General features: G+C 40.8%; 29 protein-coding genes and 3 pseudogenes. 7 read left to right on the plus strand and 25 right to left on the minus strand.

Annotation, left to right across the window (positions count from 1 at the left end):
• Positions 1 to 286: 286 nt before the first annotated feature.
• On the plus strand, positions 287 to 1,123 hold the full coding sequence (locus A3I5_RS0109095; protein WP_018374291.1) for a DUF4145 domain-containing protein: 837 nt from the start codon (positions 287 to 289) through the stop codon (positions 1,121 to 1,123).
• 100 nt (positions 1,124 to 1,223) lie between these two features.
• Here A3I5_RS0109095 and A3I5_RS12760 read toward each other — a convergent pair whose 3' ends face one another.
• Positions 1,224 to 1,382 (minus strand): hypothetical protein, encoded by a 159-nt coding sequence (locus A3I5_RS12760; protein WP_018374292.1) that lies wholly within the window; start codon positions 1,380 to 1,382, stop codon positions 1,224 to 1,226.
• Positions 1,383 to 1,528: 146 nt separating this feature from the next.
• Here A3I5_RS12760 and A3I5_RS12945 point away from each other — a divergent pair, with 146 nt between their 5' ends.
• From A3I5_RS12945 to A3I5_RS12660, 3 genes are all read left to right on the plus strand, one after another.
• Positions 1,529 to 1,897: a helix-turn-helix domain-containing protein gene (locus tag A3I5_RS12945; RefSeq protein WP_018374293.1), complete on the plus strand. Its 369-nt coding sequence runs from the start codon at positions 1,529 to 1,531 to the stop codon at positions 1,895 to 1,897.
• A gap of 291 nt (positions 1,898 to 2,188) precedes the next feature.
• Positions 2,189 to 3,325, plus strand: a complete 1,137-nt coding sequence (locus tag A3I5_RS0109110) for a Fic family protein (RefSeq protein WP_018374295.1) — start codon at positions 2,189 to 2,191, stop codon at positions 3,323 to 3,325.
• Between the two features lie 196 nt (positions 3,326 to 3,521).
• Positions 3,522 to 3,713, plus strand: coding sequence for a hypothetical protein (locus A3I5_RS12660; RefSeq protein ID WP_145955191.1), 192 nt, complete (start codon positions 3,522 to 3,524; stop codon positions 3,711 to 3,713).
• 524 nt (positions 3,714 to 4,237) lie between these two features.
• Here A3I5_RS12660 and A3I5_RS12950 read toward each other — a convergent pair.
• Positions 4,238 to 4,789 (minus strand): annotated as a pseudogene (locus A3I5_RS12950) (transposase); the annotation flags it as partial.
• Position 4,790: 1 nt separating this feature from the next.
• Here A3I5_RS12950 and A3I5_RS0109125 point away from each other — a divergent pair.
• Positions 4,791 to 5,021, plus strand: a complete 231-nt coding sequence (locus A3I5_RS0109125; protein ID WP_145955193.1) for a hypothetical protein — start codon at positions 4,791 to 4,793, stop codon at positions 5,019 to 5,021.
• 363 nt (positions 5,022 to 5,384) lie between these two features.
• Here A3I5_RS0109125 and groL read toward each other — a convergent pair whose 3' ends face one another.
• From groL to A3I5_RS0109140, 3 genes are all read right to left on the minus strand, one after another.
• On the minus strand, positions 5,385 to 7,007 hold the full coding sequence (groL, locus tag A3I5_RS0109130; protein WP_018374299.1) for a chaperonin GroEL: 1,623 nt from the start codon (positions 7,005 to 7,007) through the stop codon (positions 5,385 to 5,387).
• An 18-nt stretch (positions 7,008 to 7,025) separates the two neighbouring features.
• Positions 7,026 to 7,307, minus strand: coding sequence for a co-chaperone GroES (locus A3I5_RS0109135; protein ID WP_018374300.1), 282 nt, complete (start codon positions 7,305 to 7,307; stop codon positions 7,026 to 7,028).
• A 138-nt stretch (positions 7,308 to 7,445) separates the two neighbouring features.
• Positions 7,446 to 7,841, minus strand: a complete 396-nt coding sequence (locus A3I5_RS0109140; protein ID WP_018374301.1) for a single-stranded DNA-binding protein — start codon at positions 7,839 to 7,841, stop codon at positions 7,446 to 7,448.
• An 83-nt stretch (positions 7,842 to 7,924) separates the two neighbouring features.
• On the opposite strand from A3I5_RS0109140, the pseudogene A3I5_RS11910 reads away from it, so the two are divergent.
• Positions 7,925 to 8,388, plus strand: a pseudogene (locus A3I5_RS11910) (HIT family protein).
• 174 nt (positions 8,389 to 8,562) lie between these two features.
• Here the strand turns inward: A3I5_RS11910 and A3I5_RS11915 are convergent.
• From A3I5_RS11915 to A3I5_RS0109165, 4 genes are all read right to left on the minus strand, one after another.
• Positions 8,563 to 8,859 (minus strand): NUDIX domain-containing protein, encoded by a 297-nt coding sequence (locus A3I5_RS11915; protein WP_282705051.1) that lies wholly within the window; start codon positions 8,857 to 8,859, stop codon positions 8,563 to 8,565.
• Between the two features lie 93 nt (positions 8,860 to 8,952).
• Complete coding sequence (gene ytpR / locus A3I5_RS0109155; protein ID WP_018374304.1) at positions 8,953 to 9,579, minus strand: YtpR family tRNA-binding protein; 627 nt, start codon at positions 9,577 to 9,579, stop codon at positions 8,953 to 8,955.
• Entirely contained in the window at positions 9,576 to 9,899 is a 324-nt protein-coding gene (locus A3I5_RS0109160; RefSeq protein ID WP_018374305.1) for a thioredoxin family protein, read from the minus strand. Before A3I5_RS0109160 ends, ytpR begins: the two co-directional genes overlap by 4 nt.
• Positions 9,896 to 10,171, minus strand: coding sequence for a DUF4651 domain-containing protein (locus A3I5_RS0109165; RefSeq protein ID WP_018374306.1), 276 nt, complete (start codon positions 10,169 to 10,171; stop codon positions 9,896 to 9,898). Before A3I5_RS0109165 ends, A3I5_RS0109160 begins: the two co-directional genes overlap by 4 nt.
• A gap of 337 nt (positions 10,172 to 10,508) precedes the next feature.
• Between A3I5_RS0109165 and pepA the strand changes: the two genes are divergently transcribed.
• The gene (gene pepA, locus A3I5_RS0109170; RefSeq protein WP_018374307.1) at positions 10,509 to 11,561 is read left to right on the plus strand and encodes a glutamyl aminopeptidase; all 1,053 of its coding nucleotides are present in this window, start codon (positions 10,509 to 10,511) and stop codon (positions 11,559 to 11,561) included.
• A 228-nt stretch (positions 11,562 to 11,789) separates the two neighbouring features.
• Here pepA and A3I5_RS11920 read toward each other — a convergent pair whose 3' ends face one another.
• From A3I5_RS11920 to truA, 16 genes and pseudogenes are all read right to left on the minus strand, one after another.
• The gene (locus A3I5_RS11920; RefSeq protein WP_018374308.1) at positions 11,790 to 12,449 is read right to left on the minus strand and encodes a CPBP family intramembrane glutamic endopeptidase; all 660 of its coding nucleotides are present in this window, start codon (positions 12,447 to 12,449) and stop codon (positions 11,790 to 11,792) included.
• Between the two features lie 63 nt (positions 12,450 to 12,512).
• Positions 12,513 to 13,172, minus strand: a complete 660-nt coding sequence (locus A3I5_RS11925; RefSeq protein ID WP_018374309.1) for a type II CAAX endopeptidase family protein — start codon at positions 13,170 to 13,172, stop codon at positions 12,513 to 12,515.
• Between the two features lie 13 nt (positions 13,173 to 13,185).
• Positions 13,186 to 13,356 (minus strand): hypothetical protein, encoded by a 171-nt coding sequence (locus A3I5_RS12670; RefSeq protein WP_156809083.1) that lies wholly within the window; start codon positions 13,354 to 13,356, stop codon positions 13,186 to 13,188.
• Positions 13,341 to 13,643 (minus strand): hypothetical protein, encoded by a 303-nt coding sequence (locus A3I5_RS0109190; protein WP_145955194.1) that lies wholly within the window; start codon positions 13,641 to 13,643, stop codon positions 13,341 to 13,343. The genes A3I5_RS12670 and A3I5_RS0109190 overlap by 16 nt, the downstream gene beginning before the upstream one ends.
• 12 nt (positions 13,644 to 13,655) lie before the next feature.
• A pseudogene (locus tag A3I5_RS12675) lies at positions 13,656 to 13,863 on the minus strand (helix-turn-helix transcriptional regulator).
• Positions 13,864 to 13,991: 128 nt separating this feature from the next.
• On the minus strand, positions 13,992 to 14,447 hold the full coding sequence (locus A3I5_RS0109200; RefSeq protein ID WP_018374311.1) for a pyridoxamine 5'-phosphate oxidase family protein: 456 nt from the start codon (positions 14,445 to 14,447) through the stop codon (positions 13,992 to 13,994).
• Between the two features lie 485 nt (positions 14,448 to 14,932).
• On the minus strand, positions 14,933 to 16,216 hold the full coding sequence (tig, locus tag A3I5_RS0109205; protein ID WP_018374312.1) for a trigger factor: 1,284 nt from the start codon (positions 16,214 to 16,216) through the stop codon (positions 14,933 to 14,935).
• A 305-nt stretch (positions 16,217 to 16,521) separates the two neighbouring features.
• Entirely contained in the window at positions 16,522 to 17,673 is a 1,152-nt protein-coding gene (mutY, locus tag A3I5_RS0109210) for an A/G-specific adenine glycosylase (protein WP_018374313.1), read from the minus strand.
• Between the two features lie 169 nt (positions 17,674 to 17,842).
• Positions 17,843 to 18,052: a hypothetical protein gene (locus A3I5_RS0109215; RefSeq protein ID WP_145955195.1), complete on the minus strand. Its 210-nt coding sequence runs from the start codon at positions 18,050 to 18,052 to the stop codon at positions 17,843 to 17,845.
• Between the two features lie 593 nt (positions 18,053 to 18,645).
• Positions 18,646 to 19,476, minus strand: coding sequence for a PRD domain-containing protein (locus tag A3I5_RS0109225; RefSeq protein ID WP_018374316.1), 831 nt, complete (start codon positions 19,474 to 19,476; stop codon positions 18,646 to 18,648).
• A gap of 47 nt (positions 19,477 to 19,523) precedes the next feature.
• Entirely contained in the window at positions 19,524 to 20,984 is a 1,461-nt protein-coding gene (locus tag A3I5_RS0109230) for a glycoside hydrolase family 1 protein (RefSeq protein WP_018374317.1), read from the minus strand.
• The gene (locus tag A3I5_RS0109235; protein WP_018374318.1) at positions 20,985 to 22,823 is read right to left on the minus strand and encodes a beta-glucoside-specific PTS transporter subunit IIABC; all 1,839 of its coding nucleotides are present in this window, start codon (positions 22,821 to 22,823) and stop codon (positions 20,985 to 20,987) included.
• Between the two features lie 411 nt (positions 22,824 to 23,234).
• Entirely contained in the window at positions 23,235 to 23,798 is a 564-nt protein-coding gene (locus tag A3I5_RS0109240; RefSeq protein WP_018374319.1) for a TIGR01440 family protein, read from the minus strand.
• The gene (locus tag A3I5_RS0109245; RefSeq protein WP_018374320.1) at positions 23,788 to 24,270 is read right to left on the minus strand and encodes an ECF transporter S component; all 483 of its coding nucleotides are present in this window, start codon (positions 24,268 to 24,270) and stop codon (positions 23,788 to 23,790) included. The genes A3I5_RS0109240 and A3I5_RS0109245 overlap by 11 nt, the downstream gene beginning before the upstream one ends.
• Complete coding sequence (locus A3I5_RS0109250) at positions 24,257 to 25,024, minus strand: bifunctional hydroxymethylpyrimidine kinase/phosphomethylpyrimidine kinase (RefSeq protein ID WP_018374321.1); 768 nt, start codon at positions 25,022 to 25,024, stop codon at positions 24,257 to 24,259. Before A3I5_RS0109250 ends, A3I5_RS0109245 begins: the two co-directional genes overlap by 14 nt.
• The gene (gene truA, locus A3I5_RS0109255) at positions 25,014 to 25,763 is read right to left on the minus strand and encodes a tRNA pseudouridine(38-40) synthase TruA (protein ID WP_018374322.1); all 750 of its coding nucleotides are present in this window, start codon (positions 25,761 to 25,763) and stop codon (positions 25,014 to 25,016) included. The genes A3I5_RS0109250 and truA overlap by 11 nt, the downstream gene beginning before the upstream one ends.
• Positions 25,764 to 25,905: the final 142 nt, after the last annotated feature.

A 25,905-nucleotide genomic window follows, 5' to 3' on the forward strand; every position in this document is an offset into this window, starting at 1 on the left:
TTCCTTCTGTACAAAATTTGGTTTTAGGACACGCAAAAAAAACGTGAATTTTTTAACTTGTACTGAAGCTATTATACCCCCCCCCCCCCCAATTTTGTCAACATATTTATGTACTTTTAGTTAAGCTTTTCACCTTTTAACGTGTGTGGGAGGGAGGAGGGGGACATTATGCCTAACCTTTTCTAAATAGGATTGGTACTCAGCTGGAATGAGATAAGAAAATTAGAACTAGAGCCAATGCTCCTTTACAGCGGATAATAACATCAGACTTTGCTTTTCGAAGAGCATGAACAAATTTTTTGCTAAACGAACAAAAAAGGGGTCTGAGTACTTTTTTGACATAGCTCTCACATGCTATTTAATTATCTCTGTACTGTGGTATAATAAAATCAAAAATGATTGGAGAAATCTTATGGAATTCGATTCTTCTAAGTTGACTCTAGGTGGCGGATTTGCTGGTAATTCTAAAGCCTTTCAGTGTCCTTCATGTTCAGGTTTTTCTTCCCACTTATGGAGATACGAACCCGTTGACATAATTGGAGATGCTAATGACTCTATCAAATTCATTATAATTGCACAATGTCAGGCATGTGATGATTTTTCTGCTTGGATAACAAACGAAATCACAATAGCACATATACCTCACAAAAGATTAGATATCAAAGATGTCTCATTTAAGTTAATTTTTCCGCATATTTCTGAAGGAATACCTAAACCTAATAACGATATGCCTGATGAAGTAAAGGAGATATACAAAGAAGCTGGTGAAGTTCTGGATGCCTCACCTAGAGCTTCTGCCGCTCTATCTCGTTTAGCCATTGAAAAGCTCGTCACTCATCTAGGCGCTACAGGTAGAGATTTAAACGCGCAAATAGGAGATCTAGTCTCAAAAGGAATGCCTGTACGAATTCAACAAATGCTGGACAGTGTTAGAGTAATCGGAAACAACGCCGTTCACCCTGGTCAAATTAATATCGAAGATAATAAAGAACTTGCACTGTCGCTACTACAATTTGTCAATTTAATTGTAGATAGTCAAATTACTCAGCCCAAAAAAATATCCGAAATATATAATTCTTTGCCTAAATCTTATAGAAAGTCAATCGAAAATAGAGATAGCTAATTCGTATTTCCTCCATTTCATAATCTACCGTGCCACAAACGATACTACCAATAAACCAAACAACCATTTCATATTGTTTTCCTAAGCAAATGGTGGCATACTAAAGATAAGAGGTCGGACTTTCCTCCTTTTTCTTTTGTAAGTTCCGCTTATACTCAAGCACTTGTTTGTGCCATAAACGAGCTTCTCTTACTAAGCCTATCAGGACAAGTGCGACGGCTAAATCGTGTTCTGGTAGATTTTTCAGTATATCCACCATTTGCTTTTTCTCCTTGTTTTATTTGGTCAATCCCTTGATTTTGATTATTTTATATACGAATTTTCATACATCATCAACAGAAAATTTTACTTTTTTCTATTTACCTACGATTTTTCGTATGGTATAATAAGTAAAGAGGTATCAATATGAATGAAACAGAATTAAAACGGATAATAGAATATAAATACGGAAGCGTGAGAGCGTTCGCAATAGAAAACGATATCCCGTATACAACAATGAGGTCTATACTAGAACGTGGTATCTTAAACGCAAAAGCTGAAACGATATTCAAAATTTGTAGAGTATTAAACATTAAACCAGAATATATTGAAGGTGTTGATTTAGAATTCGCTCCTCACTCCTCCTCACCCCCTCAGAATGGCGTTCTAAGCAAGATAAACGACAAGGTAGCGCAGTTATCCTCCGATGGTCAAAAAAGCGTCCTACGCTACGCTAGCGATCTCCTAGAGCAAGAAGAAGCCGAGGTAGCTATTTCTGAACCAGCCATTTTCTAAGATTTTTAATGTCATTGGTAGCTTTACACCAGTGAAGAGGTAGGAAAGCTTGAAAAAACTATTTTTTGCCAACAATGCAACTATTTTAAAAACTAATTATTGTCAAAATGATGTTTTTGTCAATAATGATGAAAAACGAAGGAGAAATTATTGTCAAAATGATGTTTTTGTCAATAATGATGAATTGACATGGAATATAGAAGTCTTAAAAAAATTTATTATAGCCAACCAAATAATTATGAAGATGAATATCAATATAGGTTGAATGGATACGGAACGATCAAAACAGAAATGTATCCATATCTAATGAAAAAGACTGAGTTTGCAAGTAGCAGTTATTCTCTCTTCGTAGTACCTTTACTTGAAATCCAATTCCTTTCACAAAAAATAATCGAACAATCGACTATAATCATACAGTTAGCCGATAAACTACCGGATGTCGCTCATCAACAATTTTATAACGAGCAACTTTTTAACGCGATTATCTCTACAAACGAAATAGAAGGAATTGGGACTACAAGAAAAGATGTAGCTGCAGCCATCGAGGCACTCAATAAAAATAAAAAAGAAACCTTCAAACACAAATCAACTGTTAGAATGTATCTTAATATACTCAATGAGAAATTTCTTCACATTACAGAACTTGAACATATTAGAGAAATATATGATGAGTTAACTACTGGAGAAATCGATATTGAAGATAAGCTTGATGGAGAACTCTTTAGAAAAGAAAATGTCTCGATTGTCAATAATAAAACCGGAAAAATAGAACACGTTGCTCCAGGTAATGAGAAAAAAGTAAAAGAGATGTTGAGAAGTTGGATTGACTTTATCAATTTACCTACTATACCTTTTCTTATAAAAGCCAGTTTGGCCCATTACTTCTTTGAAAATATCCACCCATTTTATGATGGGAACGGAAGAACTGGACGCTACATATTATCTAAATACCTCTCTAGAAAGTTGGATAAATTCTCAGGATTGGTCATTAGTAAAAAAATTAACGAAGACAAACAAAAATATTATAAAGTTTTCTCAGAGACTGGAGATGTTCTAAATAGAGCAGATGCTACTAATTTTGTTCTGACAACTCTCAACTTTATCATAAAGGGGCAGTCAGAGATAATCAGCACTTTATCTGAAAAACAGAAAAAATTATACTATTACCATCAGAAACTACAAGATAGCAACTTTTCAGAAATCGAAAAAGTTGTAATGTTTCTACTTCTCCAATCTCAACTTTTTGTTACAGATTTTGAAGCCAGTATCACTGATAACGAAGTTTTAGATGTTCTATCTCACACCGAATTTTCTCAAAGAGGAATTAAGACAGCAATAAAAGACTTAGAAAATAAAGGCCTGTTATTAAAGGTTGTAAAGAGACCGTTGAAACACTCTATTGTGGAATCGTTCTTTGATTATCAATAGCAAAAAGCCCCCACACTCCTCGCCAAAACAGAAAACAAAATTTAGAAAGGAGATGCTATGGCTAGTATCCCGATGAAACAACAACCGTTTAAAGAAAAAATAACTGCTGTCAGACTTATAAATAACGAGACAGGTCAATTGTTTAATACTATTAATGGGTTCGATTTCTTTCCGGGAACAATATCGCTTATGACATATGACAGTAGTAGATTTCTTTAATGTTTCCCCTAACAAAAAATATGTTTTAAATATTAGCGTAGTATTAGATAATAATACAAGTTATCCGATACATGCCACTAGAATTTTTATCCCAGCAGATCAAATACTCTTCCCAGATAAAAACGGAAAAGCAACCGGAAACTTTGATTTTAATTTGACTATTGAGTAGCCCTGCGATTTCTCTTTATTCTTCGCATTCACTCCTGAAGGCACGAGCACTCCTAATGATACCTTTTATAGCTATCATTCATTTATCAATATGCTATAATAAAAATAGCAAAATGGAGGACTCTATTATGTCGTAGGAAACTTACACAAAATCTAAAATAGATTTGAAGTTTGATAAACTCAATTCGGAAGTCCAACACGGATTTGAAAAAATCGATATGAAGTTTGATGGGCTACGTCAAGAAATACGCGATGGTTTTGAAATATCAGGACTACGGATAGAAAAAATGCTTGCTGATTTAAAAAGGCTCATTGTCAACTGTAGTGGGTGATGAAAAGCTAAATTCGAGAGAGGACCGTGTTGGGAGGTCACTGAGAAAGTCACAGCTCATAAAAATTAGTCAATAAAAAACGAATGATCACTGTTCTTTGAAGTACAAAGATTGTAAATCATTCGTTTTTTTATTATGTACTTCTACATATTAGATAACAACGTTCATAATATTTTGGCCGTTATTGATTTTTTCAGTGGATTCCCGTGTTGGTCTTCTCTTTTTTGATGTTTAAAGAGATAAGAATTTTAGTTTTGAAGTTCTTGAAATTTCTAAATTCCAAAGTCTGTCGTTTGATATCTTTGATGAGTTTATTAGTAGCTTCCAGTTTAGCGTTTGAATAAGGAGGTTCAAGGGCACTAGTGATATACTCCTTGTAATGTTTAAAGGTTCTAAAGACTTTTGAGAAGGCAGTATTGACAGAGTTTTTGTGGTTTTCAATAAGCTTAAAGAAGTGAGTAACATTCTTTTCTTAGAAGTGGAATAATAACAATTGATAGAGGTTATAGTAATATCTCAGTTCATCAGAAACTTGTAATACCTTTTAGACGACTTCTTTAGGAGTACGTGTTTCGCGAAGAGTATGAGAATAAAAGAGGTTATCAGAGAGCTTTCGGCTATCCTTGTGTAGGATTTTCCAGTGATGTTTCATGATTCGGTAAGGCAGAGACTGTTTATCAAATTGCTTCATAATAGCGATTCTAGTAGCCATCATGGCGCGGTTAAGGTGCTGAATGATATGGAATATGCTGATCAGAAAAATCGAGGAAAGACTTGTCCACAAGATTATCGATGATCTCTATACTTTTGGAAACCACTCCTTAAACTACACAAAACAGGTCAGAACCACGCTTTCCATTTATGCCGTTGAAAAGAAATATATCGTTACCAATCCCGTTTTAACTGTCAAAATAACACCTAAAAAAGCCGAGGAAGAGCTAAAGCCTAAAGCAAAAGGAGTAAGACAGAAGTCGTGATTTCATTGAAGTCGACTATCCTCACTCTTTTATTTCTAGGTTCGGGCTAAAATAATCCACTGGATTATTTTACTCTCACCCCCGCAAGGTTGACTAGGCTTATAGAATGTTGATTTATCAGCATTCTATAAGACAGACAACTACTGCGTCAAATTGGTCAAACTATAAAAGAAAGGAGGTTGGGACAAAAGTAGTTCCAACCTCCTGTATTTTTAGATTTACTGACAAGACGCAGTGGTTGAGTGGGCTCTAATACGTTGATAAATCAACTTTTAGAGCCCTACTCAACTGTGCGGAGGTGGGACGACAAAATCGAATTTCTGCGAAATTACCGATTTTTATCCCACTCTCTTTAGTTGATTTCTACATCATTCCGCCCATCATGGAGGGATCCATGGCTGGGGCTGGAGCAGCAGGTTCAGGCTGGTTAGCCACGACAGCTTCGGTCGTAAGAATCAGACTAGCTACTGAGGCTGCATTTTGCAGGGCAGAACGGGTTACTTTGACAGGATCGATGATCCCCGCTTCAATCATGTTGACCCATTCACCTGTGGCAGCATTGAATCCAAGACCAGCGTCAGCATTTTTCAAACGATCGATGATGATAGACCCTTCATAACCTGCATTATAGGCAATCTGACGTACTGGCTCTTCCAGAGCACGAAGGACGATGTTGCGTCCTGTTGCTTCGTCACCATCAAGCTCTAGGCTAGTAATCTTAGCTAGAATTGTCACATAGGCTGTTCCACCACCAGCAACGATACCTTCCTCAACAGCAGCACGAGTAGCATTGAGGGCGTCTTCGATGCGCAGTTTAGTTTCTTTGAGCTCAGTTTCAGTTGCAGCACCAACCTTGATTACTGCTACACCACCTGACAATTTGGCTAAGCGCTCCTGCAATTTTTCACGGTCAAACTCAGACGTTGTTGTCTCGATCTGAGACTTCAAGATCGCTACGCGGTTGGCAATAGCATCCGCTGAGCCTGCTCCTTCCACGATAGTTGTATGATCCTTGTCAACGACAACTTTAGCAGCCTGACCAAGAGATTCAATAGTTGCATCCTTGAGTTCCAAGCCTAATTCTTCAGTAATCACTGTACCACCAGTCAAAATAGCGATATCTTCAAGCATAGCTTTGCGACGGTCACCAAAACCTGGGGCTTTGACAGCTACTACATTGAAGGTCCCACGAATCTTGTTAAGAACAAGGGTTGGCAAAGCTTCACCATCTACATCATCAGCCACAATCAAGAGCGGACGGCTAGCTTGGAGAACTGATTCTAACAGTGGCAAGATTTCCTGAATTTGGGAAATCTTTTTATCTGTGATGAGAATATACGGATTTTCAAGCTCAGCCACCATCTTTTCATTGTCAGTGACCATATACTGAGATAGGTACCCACGGTCGAACTGCATCCCTTCAACCACTGACAATTCGGTTTCCATACCACGTGATTCTTCGATAGTGATAACGCCGTCGTTACCGACTTTTTCCATAGCTTCTGAAATGTACTCACCGACCTTTTCAGAGCGTGATGATACAGCCGCAACCTGTGCAATGGCTTCTTTACCAGATACAGGCGCAGCGATAGCTTTCAATTCTTCAACTGCTGTTGCGACAGCTTTTTCAATCCCACGGCGGATACCAATCGGATTAGCCCCAGCAGTGACGTTCTTAATCCCTTCACGGACAATTGCTTGCGTCAAGACAGTCGCCGTTGTTGTTCCATCCCCAGCGATATCGTTGGTTTTAGAAGCCACTTCCGATACAAGCTTGGCACCCATATTTTCAAAATGGTCCTCCAACTCAATCTCCTTAGCAATGGTCACCCCATCGTTGGTGATTAGCGGTGAGCCAAAGGATTTTTCCAAAACCACATTGCGGCCTTTAGGGCCTAAGGTCACCTTGACCGTATCAGCCAAAATATCTACACCACGCACCATCGCACTTCTTGCATCACTTGCGAATTTAATATCTTTTGCCATTTCTATACCTCCTCGTTTCTAGTCAATAATTGCCAGGATTTCTTTTTCACGGACAATCAAATAAGTCTCATCGCCATCTTTAACTTCATTGCCGGCGAATTTTTCAAAGGCCACTCGGTCACCGACAGCCACAGCAGGCTCGATACGATTGCCATGCGAAAACTTGCCAGGACCAACTGCGACAACTTCTGCTACCTGTGGCTTTTCTTGACTAGCGCTCGCTAAAACAAAGCCACCAACGGTCTTTTCTGCTTCTTCAACAACTTTTAAGACCACTCGGTCATTTAAGGGTTTTAACATAGAAACCTCCATGATACTATTAAAATTTCATTTATTAGCACTCTTCTACTTAGAGTGCTAATCTAGTATCTATTGTATCACTTGGTCAAAAATAGTCAAGAAAAAAGTTGCCAAATTGGCAACTCTTCTCAAGTCATTTTAAAAAGGGAGCGGTTCTTCTTCCAAGACCAAATCTGCTAAATCTTGGCCAACATTATTTTCTCGCACAGCACGCTGAGCGCGACTTTCTAAAAGCTGGAAACCGTTGCAGAGCACCTCTGAAACATAGTGCGTCTCACCGTCTTTTTCATATTTACGCGTCCGCAATTCCCCATCAATGGCAACCAGACTTCCCTTGGTCCCATAACTCGCTAAACTCTCGGCCAATTTCCCCCAAGCCACCGTCTGGATAAAGTCTGTCTGGCGCTCACCGTCCTGACCACGATACTTGCGGTTAACAGCAATGGTAAAACGAGTGACGTGCTTGTCGTTGGCTGTCGTTTGCAGCTCAGGTTGCTGAACCAAACGCCCAATCATAATCATTTTATTTAACATTATTTTTCCTCCTACTTTCTAATTCGTAGGAATTTCGAAAAAATGGTAAAATATCACAAAATGAATTAAGTGAGGGAAAAACCATATGTCTCATCTGTAACCGTATTGACCTTATCAAGAATCATCAAAACCCTTACTTTGTCAAAGAACTGGAAACCGGCTAGTCGTGATTGGCGACAACCAGCACTTTCATGGCTACACCCTTTTTCTCTCCAAAACCCATGTCCGAGAACCTTACGATCTAGAACCTACGATAATGACAAAGCACCTGCAAGAAATGGCCATGGTGTCAAGAGCTGTGTCACTAGCCTTCAATGCCGAAAAAATGAATATCGAATCTCTAGGGAATGGCGATGCCCACCTACATTGGCATCTTTTTCCGCGCAAATCTGGCGATCTTAATCATCACGGAATGGCTGGCAAAGGACCTGTCTGGTGGCTGCCAGCCGAAGAAATGTACGCTGAAAAAACCAAGCCAAACATCCAAGAATTAGAACAACTCAAATGCTCATTGAAAAATGCCTTAGAATCTCCAAAGAGACCGTAAGCTATAACAGGTCTGGAACAAAATGATTTTGATGTTAGAAACTCTATCCTGTTACAGTCGTTCCCACTGATAAAATAGATATAAAACGAACAAAGATTGATTAGCCGAAACAGGCCGTCTACCTCTGTTCGTTTTTATCGTTTAGGCAAAACCTTTATCCCAGCCTTGCTAATATTATGCTACAACCTTAGATAAACTAATTTTCAGATGTGGCACTAATTTATCCAGTTCTTCAAAAGAAAGCCATTGATAAGAGTCGTGTTCTTCTGATAATCTAAGGTGCGATAACTCAGTGACTTTGACAGCATGTATCAATCCAGCCACCTGAAAATCACCAGTCTTCTTCATATAATTCCAAGTGTTCAAAACCTTAATTGGTATCACAGACAACCCTGTTTCTTCCATGAGCTCTCTAACAAGCGCTTCTTCAATGGTTTCTCCAAATGTCATACGACCACCCGGAAGCTCCAGTAAAGGTGATTTTTGTCCTTTTTATGCATAGCTAAGATCGGCCTGCTTCGTTGACAATCAGCGCTTTGACCCCAAAATGCAGTTCCATGACGCTTACCCTATCCAGTGTTTACTGGCGTCAAAGGCTTCACCGACTGCGATGTCTGCTGCTAGCTCAATGATCCCACGTTTTTGCGGAGCGTTTGGCAGGGCTAATTCGCGAGGACTACACATCATGCCATGGGAGGCCACACCACGCAATTCACCTGAAAAGATAAGGTTGCCATTTGGCATCATGGCTCCTGGTAGAGCTACGATAGTCTTGAGGCCGACTGCTGCATTCGGTGCGCCAGCTACGATTTGGACTGGCTGGTCAGTACCAATTGCGACTTGACAAATATTGAGGTGGTCGCTATCTGGGTGGGCTTCCATCGCCACAATCTCACCGACCACAAACTTAGGAGCACCAGCACTTTCTAAGACCAACTCAAAGCCAGCTTCAGTAATAAGGTTATTGAGGGCAGCCAAGTCTTCCTCTGAAAGGCTGACCTGACCTTGACCATCAATGCTAATCACTTCTGATACATCGAAAATATTAACACCGACCACCTGCTGATCTGACTGTCGACGAATCACCGCCACTTGGCCTTTACGCTCGCTGGTTACTTTTTGTCCTTGGCTGTCCGCCACAATCACCATCAACACATCGCCCACATAGGGTTTATTGTATGTAAAAATCATTTATTTTCCAATCCTTCTAAAAATGCTAATAACTCTGCCTTCGTTTTTCTGGCCTTATTGACCAGACGTCCCGCTTCTCTTTTTTGGTCAATCACGACCAAGCTAGGAATCCCAAAAATATCCCATTTCTGCGCCAACGGCATGAAGGCATCACGGTCCAGCTCGACAAAGGTCGCCTCGGGAAAGGCCGCTTCTATCTCTGGTAAATGGGGTTTTATGAAGTGACAATCCGGACACCAGTCCGCCATAAAAACGAAGACCAAGCGTTGCCCTGTCTCGATCAAGTCAGCGACTTCTTCTAAGGTTTTCGGCTGTATCATAGGCTTTCCTCCTGATAAAAAATCTCACCAGCTAAGTACTCAAAAAGATAGACGACTCCATCTGCCATGACCACACCGCCCTTGGTCTGCACTCTGTCAGAGGCCGTCTGATCAATGTAGACTGTGGCAATCTCGCCCATGCTTGCAAATAATCTGCGCACCTCACGCACGACTTGGGCTAGATGCTCCTCGCGCTGCTCATCTAGATACATTTTCGCTCCCAAGGCTAGAGCTGCCATGGTAAGCCCTGCTATCATAATCGTTAATTTCATTTGACTCTGTTTTTTCATAAGAAAATTATACCATAAATCAAGGCCTTATGGCCATAAGGTGCAAGCATTTATCGCCAAGAACAGTCTATTGGAGTTGCTAAGACTGATGTATATTACGTTTAGAATGGCTTTCTAAAACAAACTGTGTAGATTCAAACGAGAGTATCGTTCTATCTCTTTACATAAAAATCCCACATTTTAGCTTAAAAATGCTAAAATAGATACAGGAAACTTTTCTTTGATGACGTTCGAAGGAAAATGTGTGAGTTCCCTTGAGTCTACATCACTTTCTACGCTTTTCCTAGCGAACTTTCTATATCTTAACTAAGGAGTTATTATGTCTGATTTATTTCAAAAAATTCAAGAAGTAACCGCCCTAGAAGGCTTAGCTGGCTATGAACACGAGGTTCGTGATTTTCTTCGTTCAAAAATCTCACCTCATGTGGATCGCATTGAAACTGACGGACTTGGCGGTCTGTTTGGGATTAAAGAGAGCTCTGCTACAGATGCACCTCGTCTTATGGTAGCTGCCCACATGGATGAAGTCGGCTTCATGGTCAATCAAATCAAACCTGACGGCACCTTCCGTGTAGTAGCAATCGGCGGCTGGAATCCTATGGTGGTTAGCGCCCAGCGCTTTAGCCTGCACACTAGCAAGGGCACTAAAATCCCTGTCATCTCTGGTTCGATTCCTCCCCATTTAGGAGCTTCTGCTACTCCCAAAATCGAGGATATTGTCTTTGACGCAGGTTTCACTGATAAAGCCGAGGCAGAAAGCTTCGGCGTGCAACCTGGCAATATCATCGTACCGCAAACTGAGGCTATCCTGACGGCTAATGGTAAACATGTCATCTCAAAAGCCTGGGATAACCGCTTCGGTCTTCTCATGGTGACTGAACTGCTGGAAAATCTAGCTGGCCAATCCCTGCCAAATACCCTGATTGCTGGGGCTAACGTTCAAGAAGAAGTTGGCCTACGGGGAGCCTATGGCTCAACGACTAAATTTAATCCCGACATTTTCTTAGCAGTCGATTGCTCAGCCGCTGGTGATGTCTACGGAGACCAAGGTCAACTTGGTGGTGGAACTCTTTTCCGCTTTTATGATCCAGGCCATGTCATGCTCAAAGACATGCGTGATTTCCTCATGACAACTGCCGAAGATGCTGGCGTCAAGTATCAGTACTTTGCTTCTAAGGGTGGAACCGATGCTGGAGCTGCTCACCTCAAAAATCATGGCATCCCATCAACCACCATCGGTGTTGTAGCGCGCTACATCCACTCCCATCAAACCCTCTTCAGTCTAGAGGACTTTGACCAAGCTCAGGCCTATCTCCAAGCTATCGTTAAAAACCTCGACCGCTCCACCTACGAAACCATTACCAAATATTAAAATGGGAGTGGGAAAGAACTCGAGCAATCAAAAAAGAGTTCGTTTTCCCACCCCCGCACAGTTGATTAGGCCGGATTTGGAGTGTAAAACACGAACAAATCTGCCAATCAACCACTGCGATGAGAGTTTTACACAAACGATGAGAGGTGAGGTTAGCTTTTTTGCTCAGCCTCTTTCTTTTTTGACAATAGCTTAGCAGACAGCTAGCATTGCTAGAGCTTCTGACCCCTAGACCAAATAAGACATGGCCAGAGCAACAGCATTCCAAAGCATGTGAGCCGCTATCGCAAGCTCCAAGCGGCCTGTCTTGTACCGCAGAAAGGCAAAGACTGCACCCATACCAAAGTAGATAACCCAAGCACCAATATGGCTGGGCCCGTGCAGCCAAGCAAAGAAAATCGTGCCAACTAGCAGGCCTATCCTAGGAAATTTGGGAAAGAGCAAGTCTGGAATAGCTGCACGACAAAGAATTTCTTCAAAAATCGGAGCCGAAACCACCACCATAATCATGGCTAAAAAAACCGGAATCGTGGTAAAGAGATTTTCCAGAGTTTCTTGATTGGCCATCTCGGTCGCTCCCTGACTTTCCATAATCACGGAACCCAAAAGAGAAATACCCCAAATAGCAGGATAGGAGAGCACTAGTAATTTCAAATGATTTGACGTCAGCCAATTCATTGATAAACTGAGCCAACCTTTAAGGTAAGCATAGGCAATAGCAGACCAGCACAAGCCCAGCATAAGACTAGTAATCAATAGAGTCTCCATAATCGTAAAACCAGTTCCAGACTCCGATTGGAACAGAATCAGCGTTCCACCAAATTGGGACATGACCAAAAGCAAGAAACAAACCCCAATGCCTTTAGCCTTAGATAAAATAGTCTTCATAAGCACTCCTTCACGAACAGTTACCATACTAAGATAGCACATGAAGAGGCAAATAGCAAGCTATCACAAGAGGAAGATAATACTAAGAAAGGCGATAAAATTGTTAACCATGTGAACAGCGATGGGCACTTCCAAAGACTTGCTGAGGTAGTAAGAAATGCTCAACACCCCTCCCATGGAAAGATAAACCAACCAACTCCCTAAGTCAGTAGGCATATGCACCAGAGCAAAAGTTACGATACTGACTAGGTAGGCTACTAAAATATTATTCGGACTCAGCTTTTTAAAGACAATCCCTCTAAAAATAATTTCCTCGCAAATCGGCGCAGTAACGACCAGCAACAGGAAGTATAGAGGCAGGGGCACCACCTTAACCAGCGCCTCAACGACCTCCTGATTACTTGTCGTTTGAACATTGAAAAGATAACTGATAGCAATATTCAGCCCTAGGATTACCAAATAACCTAGGCCTATAATCGCTAAATTTTGGGGTTTGAAATAGTGAGCTTTAGGCTCCCAAAAGCCCATCCTAGAAGCATAAACAATACAGCCAGCGATGACAAAAACGAGAAGTAAGCCAATAACTACAAAAATCACTGGCCCTATTGCCATCCTTCCTTGACCCGCTACAGCCAATGCAATCCCTAAAAAGAATGATGGTAATTGATACACGATAAACAAAGCAATCGCATGTAAGACAAATTTTAGTTTTTCCCAGAACATAGAGACTCCTTATTTATAAAATAGATTGTAACAAGGCTTTGATAAGGACAAAACCTAAGAACAGCGCATACAGCATAATCATCAGTAACAAGCGAGGATCCAAGACTATTCCTGCAAAGGCGTCTAGAAGCAGCAAAACGACAATGATCAGTATAGCTAAGATCAGCGTCAACGAACTAGCCATCCGAGTGATTTCCTGATTTCCTGATTTCTTTCATCGTATGTTTTAATATATTCTTCGTTTAACAGTTTAGGATGCTTTAAAATCCAAAAAATTCTGCCTGAAATGATCAAAAATCCAACACCCATACCAACAAGCATCCCTTTTGAAAAAGACTCTACCTCAAGTGTAACAGCTAGAATCGCCAATACACAGCTCAACCCTACTGCACCAACCAGTAGATAACGTAAAAACTTCTCAAAACTTTTCTTATCCTTCTTTTGATTTGATACCAATAATTTTTGTAACATATAATCCTCCACCTAATCCTCATTCAACTCATCAAAAACAAAAATGTCTTCGATAGTGGTATTAAAAAACTTTGCAATCTTATAAGCCAGCTCAAGCGATGCATTGTAGCGGCCTTTTTCGAGTGAAATAATGGTCTGTCTCGTCACACTAAGTTCATCAGCCCAGTTCGGCCTGACTCAGTTTCTGTGCTTTACGCAGAGCCTGAATATGATTTTCCAGCAGCCCCTCCTCTCTTAATCAAGCAGGATTTTCATCCCTTATTTTTGTCAAGCGTGTTTTACATTTTTTTGAAAAAATTTCAAAAAAAGAAACTGACCGAAGTCAGTCCTTCATATCAATTGATACGCTTAAACAATCGTTCTTGTTGTTGCGCCGTTCTCACAGCCAACAGTAAAAACATACTTATGCCCTTGAGTTAGGCTGTGATAAAAGCCTTGCCCTTCGTAGAGTTGGAAAACTTGAACGCCTTCCTGGTCCTCCTTGCTCGGATAGACGTAGTTGACATAGGGATTATCCTTAAGCAACTCCTCCAGTCGCTCGCGTCCAAGCTGCTTAACGCGTCCTTCAATCCGAATAACCTGAATCAGATAATCTTCTTGAGACATAGCTGTAATAGCTACATGCTCTGTATCGAGCATTTGACGATAAAAGTTCGTGGTTGTACCAGTCATAAAGAAGACCCCTTGTTCATTGGCTACTCCTATATGAGCATGGCGGGCATGAGGAAGACCATCTTTATCCACCGTCGCAAAGACTGCCACTTTCATATCTTCTAAAATCGTCATAATTTCTTTAACTTTCATAAGCCCTCCTTAGTCAAGATACAAAGGCGTTTAAAATATGTCAGAAAACAAGAGAGTGACTGATGATTCTTTGGACACAAGAGAAGTCACGTATTCCATCAAGTACCTTAGCTTGAGTTTGTTTCTGAAATCGCTTTCTATTACATTTTATTATAACAAATTCTGAGAGATTTGAAAAGGGATTCATAGCTCCCTAACACGCCAAATGCAGGGAAAATTTTGAAAACAGGAAAATATATATCGAGGGACTTTTAACCTCCTATTCGATAGAAAATCAGCACTTTCTTTGATTTTTGCTATTTCAAAAAATGAAAGGAATTTTTCTTCATGGGTTTTCTCCTGCTTCATCGGGCTTACTTTAACAACAAAAACTCTAAAAACAAAAAAACTGCATGAAGGCTACGTTCAACAAACGTTGTTTCCATGCAGTTTTATGATTAATGTCGTCTGGCAAGAGCTAACTTTTTGCCAGTTTCTTTAAAATCTTATTTTACTTTAGCGGTGCTTGTGATTACTTCTACCGCTTTCTTGATAGCAATATCATGCTTCAACATATCTTCAGAAAGCAGGCTACGCACTTGCTCAACTGGCATACCATATTCGTTAGCCAATGTTTGAATTTCATTTTCGATATCTTCGTCAGTTGCTTCAAAACCTTCTGCCTTAGCAATCGCTTCAATAACAAGGTTAGTTTTCGTACGCTTGTCAGCATCAGCTTCATGTTGCTTGTGAAGATCGTCCTGAGTTGTACCAGTGATTTGGTAGTACATTTCTGGAGTGATTCCTTGACGTTGGATATTACCTAAAAATTCGTTCATCGCACGGTGTACTTCTTCGTGAACCATTTCTTCTGGAAGATCAACGATTTCAGCATTTTCAACTGCAAGTTCAATCGCTGCAGCTTCTACCGCGTCATTGTAAGCTTCTTCTTTGTTGGCTTCTAATTCTTTACGGTACTTAGCTTTCAACTCGTCCAGTGTTTCCACTTCTTCATCCAAGTCTTTAGCCAATTCGTCATCCAAATCTGGAACTTCCTTAGTCTTCACCTCGTGGATAGTAGACACGAAGACAGCATCTTTGCCAGCCAAGTCTTTTGCTTGGTAGTCTTCTGGGAAAGTTACTTCAACATTAACCGTTTCGCCAGCTTCGTGACCTACCAATTGGTCTTCAAAGCCTGGGATAAATGAACCTGAACCAAGTTCAAGTGAGTAGTTATCCCCTTTGCCACCGTCGAACTCAACACCATCAACAGAACCAACAAAGTCAATCACAACAGTATCGCCGTTTTCAGCCTTATCTTCTTTGATCACCAATTCAGCCAAACGGTTACGCTCGCGCTCAAGACGTGCATCAACTTCTTCATCAGTGACTTCTTTTGTATCTTCTACAGAGACTTCAAGGTTTTTGTAGTCACCCAATTTCACTTCTGGCTTAGTGACAACTTCAGCAGTAATAGTCCAATCTTGACCTTTTTCCATAGAAGCGATGTCAATTTTTGGTTGTGCAACCACTTCGATACCTGCTTCTTTAACAGCTGCTTCATAAGCGTCTGGCAAAAGGTTGTTCAAAGCGTCTTGGTAAAGCGCTTCTTCACCAAAACGTTGGTTGAAGACAGGACGTGGCAGGTGACCCTTACGAAAACCTGGTACTGCGATATCCTTTTTCATTTTGTTGAAAACTTTCGTCAACTCAGGTTGGATATCCGCTTGTGCGATAGTGAAAGTCAACACACCGTGGTTTGTTTCTTTTGTTTCGAATGATACAGACATTGATGTCTCTCCTTAAATTTTATTACATACCTTACAATTCTACCATAAGACAGCGATTTTTCAAAGGTTTTTGCTAGTTTTTGGAAAAAAAGCTGCGCGGCTAACTCAATTTTAAGGTAACCTTTAAATGACGACACAATCAAAATCACAGTTCGTACTCCTGAAACTTCTAATTAAAGGTGTAACGAACAAAACGAATGCAAAACAAGGGCTTCACTAAAGATTAAGACTGCAGCAATTAGGTTTTCCATGTGTCCATACCACCCTACTTAGAAAATATTATTCGTTAGGCATAAAGCCTTGATTCAAGAAAGTCCTGCCAAATAGGCTTCAACCATTTTCTTCTGAGGAGTTGCAAAGGGATAGGCTTCAAAGTCTTCTAGTCCAACCCACTCCAATTGGTAGTCTGCTGGTAGCTGATCAGTCACAACCACTCCTTCAATCAATTCAATCTGCCACTTCTGATGACTGAAAACATGCTTAACCGTGGGAAAAGTCTGATTAGACCAGTCGGGAGTCAGCTGGTATTTTTCCTCAAAAGTTGTTGTCTGAGACAAGCTTTCCATAACCACTTCTTGCTCTTGCTCAAAGAGGTTCAACTGTTGGCTGACGAGCTGAGTTTCTAGGATTGGAAAAGACCAGAAGCCTGCCAAGAGACGACCCTGCTTATTTTTTTCCAGCAAGTAGTCACCATCCTGATTGCGAATGACAAAGGCTTGAATCTGGATAGGGCGAGGCTTTTTCTTAGGTTCCTTAATAGGATACTTAGCCATTGTCCCATTTTGGTAGGCTGCGCTAAAGTCCTTAACTGGACTTTCTTCCGGTCGAGGATTTTTAGGGTTCTCAATGTCCGTTCCTAAGTCCATCAAGGCCTGATTAAAGTCTCCTGGGCGCGCCGGATCAATCAGTATTTCCATTATAGCTTGGAAGATTTTTCGATTTTTGGGATTGCCGATATCATAATCTACCTCGAACAATCTAGCCATAACCCGCATGACATTGCCATCAACTGCAGGCTCTGGCAAGCCAAAAGCAATACTTGCGATAGCACCTGCTGTATAGGGACCGATTCCCTTGAGACTGGCAATTGCCTCGTAAGTCTGAGGAAAAATGCCATCAAAATCAGTCATAATCTGCTGGGCTGCTGCCTGCATGTTTCGCACTCTAGAATAATAGCCCAGCCCCTCCCAAGCTTTGAGCAAGCGCTCCTCCTCGGCCTTAGCCAAATCAGCCACAGTCGGAAACCAGTCTAAAAATCGCTCGAAGTAGGGAAGCACTGTGATCACCTGAGTCTGCTGGAGCATAATTTCTGAAACCCAGATATAGTAAGGATTCGTCGTCCTGCGCCAAGGCAAGTCACGCTTGTTGGCATCATACCAGTCTAACAGCGCCTTACGAAAGGCAATAATCTTGTCTTCTGGCCACATCGTAATGCCATAATCTTGTAAATCTAACATAGAACTATTTTAGCAAAATCCAGACCATTCAGCAAAAAGCAAAGCAGGAGTAAGACAAAAATCATAATTTCGAAGAAATCGATTTTGTAGTCTCAGCCCCTGCGTCTATTTCATTGACGGTGAAATTTTTAAAATGCTAGGACTTTCGTCCCTGTTCAGCTCTATCATCTTAATAACACAAGCGAGCACGGCCTCCTTTGCCTTCAGCCATCTGCTCAGCATATAGGATATAAACTTTGCCAGATGAAGCCAGCACACACAAGATAATCTGCTTAACAAAATTGCCTTTTTCACCCTCAAAGCGACCATCGGTTGAGATGTTGCCTTCCTGAATGAGGTCGTTGGAGATAAGCACCTCATCAATGCATCCTTCGTGCACAACACCAGCAAGATCTTCAAAATGCTCATCGAGCCCGAATTCTGGACTGGTTTCTTTGAATCGCTAAAGAAGCGCTTCTTGTTGCTCATTGCGGAGTGACTTGATAAAGTCCTGTGCTTGGGCAGCGATTTCTAGATCGGTCAATTTAGCACCAGACACTTCAAGGCCCAAGTCTAGTAGACCTTGGTATTTGCTGATTTCTCTAAAAGCTGCCTAGTTTTCAGCTAAAGCATAGAGAATCAAGACAAGTTCTGGTTGCCCTGATTTTCAACCAAAACATTATCCACATAAGTAGGAGACACCTCTAAAAAACTCATTTGGACAAAATAGATTGTTGATTTGATAATGTTTCTAACAACCCTCTTTGGATTTTTTTAGTTTTTAGAGGTGCCCCAGAAAGAATCTTGTTCCATCCAAAATTCCAGTTACCTAAAACTTACTTTGAGACATCTCAAAGCCAGTAACTTTAGTCTCCCCTTTTTGACACATATCAACAGTTTAAAGGTTTAAAGGTTAAGATCTAAAGTTTTATTGTATGGGCTTCCATGCTACAGCATAGCATATTCGTGTTTGCGAACCAATCTATTCTTGATTTATCTCTTACGAGTAAGCCTTTCAAAATGAATCGCTAGATAGGTTAACTCATCAATCGTAATGGTTTTATTGTAGTGTTCTTCCAAATAGGTTTGAATTTTAGTTGCCTGCCTCATTCCCTCTGGCATTGTTCGACAGATTTGGTCAAATAGAGCTTGATTACCGTCTTGAAGCATCTTATCCGCAAAAAAGCGTTCCGCGAAGAATCGAATATGCGTGATAAAACGTTGGTAACTTATTTCATCATTTTTGAAGTGCACATTCAGTGAATATCGCACTAAAGTTTCCAAATCCCCAATCAACTTAGCGATGCGACTTGCATCACTTTTGTCAGAACTTTGCTGGGCATTAATAAAATGAAAAGCGATATTGGCAGCTTCTGCTTCTGGCAAGGAAATATTAAAGGTCTTATTAAGAAGTTTGATAGCATAATAACCTATTTGATATTCTTTACCATAGTAAGATTTTATTTCCCAGAAAACTTTGTTATCAAAGACGAATCCTTTTTCAAAACGTTCAACTGCAAAGTAGATGTGATCTGTAAGTCCAATCCAAAGTGAATCCTGTAAAGGAGTATTCAGCACTTGCTTTGCTTGTTCAATAATATCTTGAGCTAAATCAAAATAGATAGATGGTACTTCATTTAATAAACCTAGTAGGTGTTGAGCTTGAGGGGTATTGACTGATTGAAATAACTTATCAATGCTAGAGATTAGGACGGTTTCACCTTGCTTTTTCCCAAAACCAATCCCTTTTCCTAACGCAATTTTTTCAATCCCTTCATCGTCCACTAAAACTACGCTAGAATTCAATACCTTTTTGATAATCATCCTCTATCCCCACTTTAAATAATTGATTTATACTATAACACACGATTCTAATTTAAATCAAGACCATTCGTTCGGATTACCTTCTGGTACCAGTAGAAGGAATCTTTCTTAAATCTATCGTAAGTGCCATTCCCTTCATCATCTGCATCAACGTAAATAAAACCGTATCGTTTTGACATTTGAGAAGTACTTGCTGACACTAAATCGATACAACCCCAACTGGTATATCCAATGAGATCCACACCTTCATTAACCGCTTCACGCATTTGTTCAAAATGGGCTCGGAAATAATCAATGCGGTAGAGGTCATGAATCGTGCCATCTTCTTCAAGAATATCTTTTGCACCCATCCCGTTTTCTACAATCATAAGAGGTTTTTTATAGCGATCATAAAGTTCTAAAAGGGAGATTTTAAGACCCTTAGGATCAATTTGCCACCCCCAGTCCGTTGATGGAAGATAGGGATTTTTTACACCTAAAACTGTGTTTCCGGGGGTTCGCTCGGCATCTGGGTCAGCAGATTCAGTCATAGACATATAGTACGAGAAGGTTACAAAATCAACAGTATTCTCCTTCATAATATCTAAATCCCCTGGTTGGATATTTAAATCAATCCCTTCTAAATCCATTCGACGAAGAATTAAGCGTGGGTACTCACCAAAGACCTGTACATCTGTGTAAAAATGGTTATCTAGGTTTTTCTTAAATGTTAGTTCGACATCCTCTGGGGCACAAGTACGGGCGTAGGTTTCTAATTTAGTAAGCATACAACCCATTTTTGCTTCTGGTAATTTGGTATGTAAGTCTCGCGTTACAATAGCTGAAGCAAGCAACTGATGATGAAGTGCACGATAAATAGTCTCTAGTTCTTTACCTTCCTCACACTTATCCGGGATGATGCCCGCTGTTGTAAAAGGGTGACGAACAATGGAATCTACCTCATTGAACGTTAACCAGTATTTTACTTCAGGAAAATTATCATAACAGGCATTACAGAAACGAACAAAGTCGTCTATTACTTCTCGGTCAACCCATCCATTATTACTCACAGCTAAATATAAGGGCATCTCATAATGAGAAAGAGTCACGATTGGTTCGATATTGACCGATCTCAATTTGGCAAAAACGCGCTTATAAAAGTCAATTCCTTCCGGATTAGCTGTTTGTTCTTTCCCTGTCGGAAATAGACGTGTCCAAGCAATTGATAAGCGAAGAGCTTTGAATCCCATTTCTGCAAAAAGATCAATATCCTCTTCGTAGCGATGATAAAAATCAACTCCTCTACGCTTTGGGTAGTAAGTATCTGTCTGATCATCCATTGCTTCTTGAATGGCTTGTGATGTGATGGCAACATGGGCCTTATAATTTTTTACATCTACATTTGGCTTGTAGAGAGCTACGTCCGCAACTGATAACCCCTTACCGGCAACATTCCAAGCTCCTTCAACCTGATTGGCTGCCACGGCACCACCCCATAAAAAATCTTTTGGAAAAATAGATTCTGGCATTTATTTCACCTCGTCCTTCCGTGACACAATCATCACTTCTTCACTATGAGCAACCTGACCACCACTCTTTTTAATGTTCAATTCGTAATCATTTTGGTTTGTTACTAAAGCCATAACCGTCGTATCATATCCTGCCCCTTCAATGACTGGAATATCAAATTCAAGTAAGACATCTCCAGGCTCAACAATAGCGCCCGCTTCAACCTTAGGATAAAATCCTTTTCCTTGTAATTGTACGGTATCAATGCCAACATGGAAAAGAATTTCTGCACCATTCTCTGCTGTCAAAGCAATAGCATGGCCTGTCTCATAAACAAGACTAATCTCTCCAGCAACAGGAGCATAAAGAGTTCCATTAGATGGCACAATAGCCAATCCATCACCAACAAGTTTTGATGCAAATACAGAGTCGTTTACGCTCTCAAGAGCAACTACTTCACCATCAACAGGTGAAACAAAAGTCACTTCTACTTTCTCAGTTTTATCTTGAATTTCTTCGGTAGCCGTATCTTTAAATGTAATAAAAGTGAAGATGAAAGATAAGACGATTGAAATGGCAAAAGCAATCCAGGCGTTCATAAAGTTTGAACCGCCATTCGGATCAATATACATTGTCATTGTTGCCAAACCAGGACCAACTAGCGCAAATCCTTTTAGAGCTGTCAAGCCAATGGCAATACCACCAAAGAAAGAACTAGCAACAACGCTGTAAAGAACCTTACGATGTTGAATGGTAACACCATAAAGAGCAGGTTCAGTTATTCCGAATAATGCTGAAATACCAGCAGAAACTGCTGTAGCACGGAGCTTTGTGTCTTTAGTTTTCAAAGCGACTGCAAACGTTGCTCCTGATTCTGAAATATTGTGGGCAAGTGATGCTGGTAAATAAAGCGTTTCAAATCCAGCTTTCATCGCTTCAATAGCGTATGGTAACATAGCTTTATGCATACCTGTCACTACCATAAATGGTAAGATAGCAGCTAGAATACCTGTTGCTAACCAGCCAAGTGTATGATGAAGAGTAACAACAGCTGTCGCCAGTAATTGACCCAGGTTAAAACCAAGAGGGCCTAAAATCAGGAGAGTCACTGGTACCGTTATTGCCAATGCTACCATTGGTACAAAGAAAATTCTAATTGGTTTTGGAGTATATTTAGTTAATACTTTTTCCAACATAGCAAAAAACAAGGTTGACAAGATCGCCGGGAATACTTGATAAGGATAGGCAATATTTTGAATGGTGAATCCGAACAACTGGGGTCCTTCTGTCAACATGGCAGTCATATTTGGTAAAAGTAACGCTCCTACTGCTGACGCAGCCACTAATTCGTTAACCCGCAATTTTTTAGCAGTATTGTAAGCGACTAAAAGAGGCAAGAAATAGAGAGGGGCATCACCAATTTGGTTGAAAATTGTATAAGTAATGGAAGTCTTGTCCATCCAGCCAATCCACGCAAACAACATGAGAACGGATTTAAGCACGCCACCACCTGCTACTGCAGGTACTACTGGTTGAAAAACTGCAACTAAGAAGTCTAAGAAAATTGCTCCCCAACTTTGTTTTTGTCCCTTGCCTGACGAAGTATTATTTGAAAGATTGCCCAACAAGGGTTGAACTTGATCATATACTTCGTTGACTTCATTTCCAATAATAATCTGCGTTTGTGCATTTTGACGGACTCCCATAACCCCGTCAATTTTTTCAAGAGCAGCTACATTTGCTTTTGAATTATCAATCAATGTAAAGCGTAAACGAGTCGAACAATGTTCCAAATGGGTAACGTTTCCTTTACCACCAATATTTGCCACAATCTCTTTGGCTGTTTGTTTATAATCCATAAAGATTCTCCTTTTTATTTTTTTATCAGGCATCCAACCAAAACAAAAGAACCCCTATAGAGCAACACAAAAAATCTGTATTGTTCTATAAAGGTCCTGCCTGCTTTACCAGTCACATGCCTAACTTCTGAGACTATTATACACGATAATTATGAAAGCGTCAACATTTTTGTCGTCTATAAATCCTATTTTTTATTTGAGTTAAATCTCAAAGTAAGTTCTAGGTTGGACAGAAAACTAGAAATTAGGCTGAGACAAAAAAATAAGGTAGAACTTACTTTGAGACGACATTCTGTTGAATTGGTGCGGTTTTCTCAGATTAAATTCCAGTGTGATAAATCCTATAACTTACTTTGAGAGGTCAGCATTTTTTATTTGTTAAAGACCTTCGACCACTACGGTCAAAGGTCCTTAAAATTTCCGAATAGCATCTGCTGTATAACTTGCTCTAGCCCCACCAATCAACTTAGGCCGAGTTGTCAAGGCAGTCACATGGGCACCACCGAGTTCACGTTGAATGGGACGCAGCGGCACTTGCACATGCTTGATATGCATGCCAATAGCTGTATCTCCAATATCTAGACCTGTATGCGCTGTGATAAATTCAACCTCTACCGGATCTACCATATAGTCAAAGGCTGCTAGCTGCCCACTTCCGCCCGCATGCAAGCTCGGTAGGACACTGACGATTTCTAAGTCTTTTTGGAGTGCCAATTCTCTCTCGACAACCAAGGCTCGATTGAGATGTTCACAACCTTGGACAGCCAGATAAATCCCACGAGACATCAACTCATCTAAAATGGTCTTAACAATCACTTGACCGATTTCACGACTAGAATTTTTACCGATGATTCCACCAGCTACTTCGCTCGAAGATAGGCCAAGAATAAATATCTGCCCCTTTTGAATCCCGCTGCGCTCCAAAATATCTCGCAAAATCACATCTGTCTGCTCTTTCAATCTTTCAAGATTCATCGGATTTTTCACCCCTTATCTTCCCAAATGTCGCACATAATAAATAGCCACCAATTACCCCGACCACATTTTGCATGGTATTCGTCAAAACCTCAGCTGTTGCTGCACCCATACCGTACATCAGACTTGACGCTATAAAATAAACAGCAACCATAAAAATAGTTCCCAGCAAAAAACCTAGCAAATGTTTCTTGCCTGAAAGGCCTGCCAAATAGCCTTGCCCACCATGAGCGAGTAAACTGATAACCATCCACTGCGGGTAGCCAGCCAACAAATCAAAGAGAAAGGCTGCCACACCACCGACCACAACACCGTGTTCCTTTCCAAAGTAGAAAGCTGTAAAGTAAATACCAACATCCAGCAGGGTCGTCACACCTGTCGGTGTAGGGATTCTACCAAAAAATCCTAGCACGATTGTGAGAGACGTTAGGATAGCTAGCAGGGTTAATTCCTTAGTTTTAGTCTTGCGCATAATGCTGTTTCACTCCATATTGGTCTGAATGGCGAATAGCTTGGTAAACAAAGTCTTTAGAGATAGCTACCGCATCTGAAACTGATTTTTTCAAAACGAGTTGGCTGGCAATGCTGGAGGCAAAGGTGCAACCAGCTCCGACATTATTAGTCGTAAGCAAGGGCTGCTCTAAAATAGTAAATTCCTTCCCATCATAATAAACATCGATAGCCTTTTCCTGACTGAAACGATTGCCACCCTTGATGACGATGTGCTGCGCCCCTAAGCCATGCAGGACCTGCGCAACCTTTTTCATGTCCTCCAAAGTCTTAATAGTTTGCCCAGATAGAATTTCAGCCTCGACTAAATTTGGTGTGATAATGGTCACATAGGGGAAAAACTTGATCAGCTCATCGCGAAGAACGCTGACTGCCACATCGTGGCTTTCCTTACAGACCAAGACAGGGTCAAGCACCACTGGAATGTCCGTGTGCGCCTTGACAAACTCTAGTGCCTGCTCTGCTATTTCCACATTAGGCAAAAGACCAAGTTTAATACCAGAAAAAGGCACGTCCTTGAGACTAGTCAATTGGTGACCAAAGACGGTCGGGTCGGTCCCAAAAACGTCAAAACCATTCTCAGTCATAGCGGTCAGGCAGGTCACTGCCACAAACCCATGCAATCCGTTCGCCGTATAGGTTGCTAAATCTGCATAAAGCCCGCCTCCGCTATAAATATCATTGCCTGAAATCGCTAAAATGTAGTTAGTCTTCATAAATAATCTCCTTGAGGTAAAGCCCGTTGCCAGCTGCTGTCGGACCTGCCAAATGGCGGTCTTTTTTCGCCAAAATGGTCTTGATTTGACTGACAGGCATGCGACCATTGCCAATCTTGAGCAAGGTGCCGACCATATTGCGAACCTGCTTATAGAGAAAACCATTGCCCGAAAAGGTAAAGACCAGAAAGCCCGTCTTAGTATCTCTTGTTACCTCAGCCCGTGTAATCGTCCGCACTTTATCCTCTACGGAAGTTCCCGACGCGGTAAATCCTGTAAAATCATGAGTGCCAATCAAATCCTTAACGGCCTCCTGCATAGACGCTAAATCAAGATTGTAGGGGTAGTGGGTCGCGTAATGGCGCATCATAGGGTTCTTAGGACGGCCATTGTCCACTAAAAACTCATAGGTCTTACTATGCTTAGCGTAGCGACAATGAAAATCATCTGCCACTTGCTCCACAGCCACCACATCAATATCATCTGGTGACTGAGTGTCCAGTGCAAAGCGGAGCTTTTCTAAGTCTCGAGCTTCTTTCAAATCAAAATGAACAACCTGACCATAAGCATGGACACCAGCATCAGTCCGGCCCGCTCCGTGAACCGTGATAGCCTCTCCACGATTGAGCTTGGTCAACGTTTTTTCCAACTCTTCCTGAACAGTTCTGGCTTCAGGCTGGCGCTGAAAGCCTGAAAACAAAGTCCCGTCATAAGAAATAATCGCTTTATATCTTGTCATAAAGACTATTTTACACCTTTTCCCAAAGGAGTCAATGGAATAGAATACAATCTGTACGGGTGCAGAATTTCTTTAAAAAGATTTCATATTAAAAAAACAGTCGCTTGAGTTGACAACCTCCTGTAAAAGCAGTATCATTGTA

The sequence above is a fragment of the Streptococcus merionis DSM 19192 genome, from assembly GCF_000380085.1.
GTDB classification, from domain to species: domain Bacteria; phylum Bacillota; class Bacilli; order Lactobacillales; family Streptococcaceae; genus Streptococcus; species Streptococcus merionis.

Coding starts and splice junctions, on each gene's coding strand:
- A3I5_RS12670 (WP_156809083.1), bottom strand. CDS start 13,356: ATGGCTAGTTCGTTGACGCTGATCTTAGCTATACTGATCATTGTCGTT.
- A3I5_RS0109110 (WP_018374295.1), top strand. CDS start 2,189: ATGTATCCATATCTAATGAAAAAGACTGAGTTTGCAAGTAGCAGTTAT.
- A3I5_RS0109160 (WP_018374305.1), bottom strand. CDS start 9,899: ATGATACAGCCGAAAACCTTAGAAGAAGTCGCTGACTTGATCGAGACA.
- A3I5_RS0109245 (WP_018374320.1), bottom strand. CDS start 24,270: ATGCGCAAGACTAAAACTAAGGAATTAACCCTGCTAGCTATCCTAACG.
- A3I5_RS12760 (WP_018374292.1), bottom strand. CDS start 1,382: ATGGTGGATATACTGAAAAATCTACCAGAACACGATTTAGCCGTCGCA.
- A3I5_RS0109125 (WP_145955193.1), top strand. CDS start 4,791: ATGCTGATCAGAAAAATCGAGGAAAGACTTGTCCACAAGATTATCGAT.
- A3I5_RS0109240 (WP_018374319.1), bottom strand. CDS start 23,798: ATGAATCTTGAAAGATTGAAAGAGCAGACAGATGTGATTTTGCGAGAT.
- tig (WP_018374312.1), bottom strand. CDS start 16,216: ATGTCTGTATCATTCGAAACAAAAGAAACAAACCACGGTGTGTTGACT.
- A3I5_RS0109200 (WP_018374311.1), bottom strand. CDS start 14,447: ATGAAAGTTAAAGAAATTATGACGATTTTAGAAGATATGAAAGTGGCA.
- A3I5_RS11925 (WP_018374309.1), bottom strand. CDS start 13,172: ATGTTCTGGGAAAAACTAAAATTTGTCTTACATGCGATTGCTTTGTTT.
- A3I5_RS0109165 (WP_018374306.1), bottom strand. CDS start 10,171: ATGAAATTAACGATTATGATAGCAGGGCTTACCATGGCAGCTCTAGCC.
- A3I5_RS0109190 (WP_145955194.1), bottom strand. CDS start 13,643: ATGTTACAAAAATTATTGGTATCAAATCAAAAGAAGGATAAGAAAAGT.
- groL (WP_018374299.1), bottom strand. CDS start 7,007: ATGGCAAAAGATATTAAATTCGCAAGTGATGCAAGAAGTGCGATGGTG.
- A3I5_RS12945 (WP_018374293.1), top strand. CDS start 1,529: ATGAATGAAACAGAATTAAAACGGATAATAGAATATAAATACGGAAGC.
- A3I5_RS0109250 (WP_018374321.1), bottom strand. CDS start 25,024: ATGAAGACTAACTACATTTTAGCGATTTCAGGCAATGATATTTATAGC.
- pepA (WP_018374307.1), top strand. CDS start 10,509: ATGTCTGATTTATTTCAAAAAATTCAAGAAGTAACCGCCCTAGAAGGC.
- ytpR (WP_018374304.1), bottom strand. CDS start 9,579: ATGATTTTTACATACAATAAACCCTATGTGGGCGATGTGTTGATGGTG.
- A3I5_RS0109230 (WP_018374317.1), bottom strand. CDS start 20,984: ATGCCAGAATCTATTTTTCCAAAAGATTTTTTATGGGGTGGTGCCGTG.
- mutY (WP_018374313.1), bottom strand. CDS start 17,673: ATGTTAGATTTACAAGATTATGGCATTACGATGTGGCCAGAAGACAAG.
- A3I5_RS0109235 (WP_018374318.1), bottom strand. CDS start 22,823: ATGGATTATAAACAAACAGCCAAAGAGATTGTGGCAAATATTGGTGGT.
- A3I5_RS0109095 (WP_018374291.1), top strand. CDS start 287: ATGAACAAATTTTTTGCTAAACGAACAAAAAAGGGGTCTGAGTACTTT.
- A3I5_RS12660 (WP_145955191.1), top strand. CDS start 3,522: ATGACAGTAGTAGATTTCTTTAATGTTTCCCCTAACAAAAAATATGTT.
- A3I5_RS0109225 (WP_018374316.1), bottom strand. CDS start 19,476: ATGATTATCAAAAAGGTATTGAATTCTAGCGTAGTTTTAGTGGACGAT.
- A3I5_RS0109140 (WP_018374301.1), bottom strand. CDS start 7,841: ATGTTAAATAAAATGATTATGATTGGGCGTTTGGTTCAGCAACCTGAG.
- A3I5_RS0109135 (WP_018374300.1), bottom strand. CDS start 7,307: ATGTTAAAACCCTTAAATGACCGAGTGGTCTTAAAAGTTGTTGAAGAA.
- truA (WP_018374322.1), bottom strand. CDS start 25,763: ATGACAAGATATAAAGCGATTATTTCTTATGACGGGACTTTGTTTTCA.
- A3I5_RS11920 (WP_018374308.1), bottom strand. CDS start 12,449: ATGAAGACTATTTTATCTAAGGCTAAAGGCATTGGGGTTTGTTTCTTG.